Genomic DNA, 2,807 nt, shown 5'->3' on the forward strand with positions numbered 1-2,807 from the left:
GTTAAGACCTAAATTAATTCTATAGATTATGAAAGAACAAAAACTATGTTTCAACTACCTACCCATGATTATCCGGTTTAGATAGCCCTCATTCAGTAAATAAAATTATTAACAGGTTGGTGGCCTAAAATTTTATTTGTGTTTGTCAAAAAATTTAGTTACATTGGGTATTGCTTAACTACTAATTCACAAATTCCGGTAAAATGTAAAATTAGTCAAAACTCACAAAAATTAAGTTAAAATGGAAAAAGGGTTTATTCTTTGGTTTACAGGCTTAAGTGGAGCTGGGAAAACAACTATCAGTAAGGTTGTGGCAGAAAAATTAAGAGAAAGAGGTCGTAAAGTAGAGATATTAGATGGAGATATAGTTCGAGAAAATCTATCAAAAGGGTTAACTTTTAGCAAAGAAGACCGAGATATAAATGTCCGGAGAATTGGATTTGTAGCTCATCTCCTCAGTCGTAACGGAGTAGTAGCAATTACCGCAGCAATTAGTCCCTACAGAGAAATACGCAATCAAATTAGGGAAATGGATGAAAATTTTATAGAAGTTTATATAAACGCACCTTTAGCAGTATGTGAAACACGGGATGTAAAAGGATTATATGCCAAAGCTAGGGCAGGAGAAATTAAAAATTTTACTGGTATTGACGACCCTTACGAGGCACCAGAAAATCCAGAAATTACTTGCCACACAGATAAAGAAACATTAGAAGAAAGTGTGGCTCATATAATTAATAGTTTAGAAAAATCAGGTCATTTAGCGTAATCTAAAGAATAGGGAGGGATTCAGCAATGAGGCAAAATAAATCTAGATACTGGGAAGATGACATTTTGCTAATCATATCTTTGTCCAAAAATCTAAGTTATGGAATAATAGTTTTATTATCCAGTTGCTGGGGATTGGCATATTCTGCACAAGCTCAACCCCTCTCTCAAAAATTTCAGAAAGCACCAGCAAACTCAACTTTACCAAAACTCACAGAATCTTGGCCTGAAGGTACGGAAGCAAAACCACCACTGCTTCCTCCAGCACCAGAACCAATATCTATTCCTGAACCAGAAACTCCTTTACCAGACTCAACAGCATATACACTGGGCGGCGGCGATCGCATTCAAATAGATATCTTTAATATACCAGAATATAGTGGGAAAAATGGCCAACATCAAGTGCAAATTGATGGGACTCTTAACTTGCCATTGGTAGGTAATGTATTGGTTGAGGGAAAGACTTTAGATGAAGCAAAAGAATTAATTCAAGAAAAATACAGCGAATATCTACAAATATCTATAGTTAATCTCAATCTCCTAGCAGCACGTCCATTGAAAATAGCGATCGCTGGAGAAGTCCAACATCCAGGTTCATATACTATTTCTCCCATTGTCGATGGAGGGAAAGATACTCAAAGTGGGACTCAATTACCTACAGTTACTAAAGCATTACAGGTTGCAGGTGGAGTGACAACTTCAGCAGATGTCAGGCAAATCAAAATTCGTCGTACCCAACTCAATGCTCCAGAGCAAGTCATAAGTATTAACTTATGGGAACTACTGCAAGATGGTAACTTGCGCCAAGATATTCCTCTGCGGGATGGGGATACTTTATTTGTCCCTAGTATTACTGAAGTTAATCCAGTAGAGTCTTCTCAATTAGTAAATGCTAACTTTGCTGGTACTAATACTCAACCTCTCAATATTGCAGTGGTGGGAGAGGTGGCACGGCCTGGTCCATATATATTAGAAACAGGTATTGACCAAAGTCAACTTTCAGCTACAGAAGAAAACTCAGATTCTACCGAAGCAGATAACAATATTTCATCTTCTCAAAATACTAATTTGCATACTGTCACTAAAGCGATTAAAATGGCAGGAGGTATTACTCCATCTGCAGATATTCGGCAAATAATGGTACGCCGACTAACTCGTGCTGGTACAGAACAAGTTATAAAAGTAGACCTTTGGCAACTTCTGCAAAATGGAGATTTAAACCAAGACCTAGTTTTAGAGTCAGGAGATACAATTTATGTGCCAGTAGCAGATGAAGTTAACTTGGATGAATTAGCTGAAGTTACCGCATCAAGTTTTTCTCCTGGCAATCTAAAAATTAATCTTATTGGAGAAGTTGTTAATCCTGGGATAATTTCTATGGTTCCTAATAGTACGCTTAATCAAGCTTTATTAGCGGCAGGGGGTTTTAACCAGGGAAGAGCTGAAACTGAAGAAGTGGAGCTTATTCGTCTTAATCCGAATGGTACGGTTACTCGTCGTCAGGTACAGGTAGATTTTTCTGCGGAAGTTAATGAGGAAACTAACCCTACTTTACTTAATAATGATGTAATTTTAGTTGGTCGTTCTGGTAGGGCAGCTTTGACTGATAATGTTAGAGGTGTTTTAGCTCCTTTCAGTCCTATTAATAGAATTTTAGGGATATTTTTAGATATTTTTAATTAAGTTTGTAGGAAAAAAAAAGAAGGAAGAAGCAATAAAAAAGAAGCAATAAAAAAGAAGCAATAAAAAAGAAGCAATAAAAAAGAAGGAAAAATTTTGTGTTGTCTAAGCTTTTGATATGTTCGTGCCCTTTCCTTCGACTAACATATCAGTAGCTCCATATATAGCAGGCAACAGGCTACTAGCAACAGTGGGAAAAACTTTTCCTCATATTTAACTGATTATCATTCTATGTCCTAACCAAGTCAATATTTTCTATATATATTGATAGGGATCTGTACATTAGAGCTGATTTATAAAGTGAATATAAAGAGGCTGGATTCCTTGCAATACAAGGGTCTAACTCTCAAAACCCTTGA

Annotated in this window: 2 protein-coding genes; both read left to right on the plus strand. The window is 36.4% G+C overall.

Translation table 11 applies throughout. The features are described 5' to 3' along the window. Positions 1 to 241: 241 nt before the first annotated feature. Entirely contained in the window at positions 242 to 769 is a 528-nt protein-coding gene (cysC, locus tag F6K13_RS26850) for an adenylyl-sulfate kinase (protein ID WP_124145934.1), read from the plus strand. Between the two features lie 26 nt (positions 770 to 795). After that, the gene (locus tag F6K13_RS26855; RefSeq protein WP_124145933.1) at positions 796 to 2,451 is read left to right on the plus strand and encodes an SLBB domain-containing protein; all 1,656 of its coding nucleotides are present in this window, start codon (positions 796 to 798) and stop codon (positions 2,449 to 2,451) included. Positions 2,452 to 2,807 lie beyond the last annotated feature (356 nt).

This window comes from Okeania sp. SIO2B9 (assembly GCF_010672505.1).
GTDB classification, from domain to species: domain Bacteria; phylum Cyanobacteriota; class Cyanobacteriia; order Cyanobacteriales; family Microcoleaceae; genus Okeania; species Okeania hirsuta.

What these genes read in the sequence shown, in the direction of transcription:
- cysC (WP_124145934.1), top strand. Translation starts at nt 242, where the DNA reads ATGGAAAAAGGGTTTATTCTTTGGTTTACAGGCTTAAGTGGAGCTGGG.
- F6K13_RS26855 (WP_124145933.1), top strand. Translation starts at nt 796, where the DNA reads ATGAGGCAAAATAAATCTAGATACTGGGAAGATGACATTTTGCTAATC.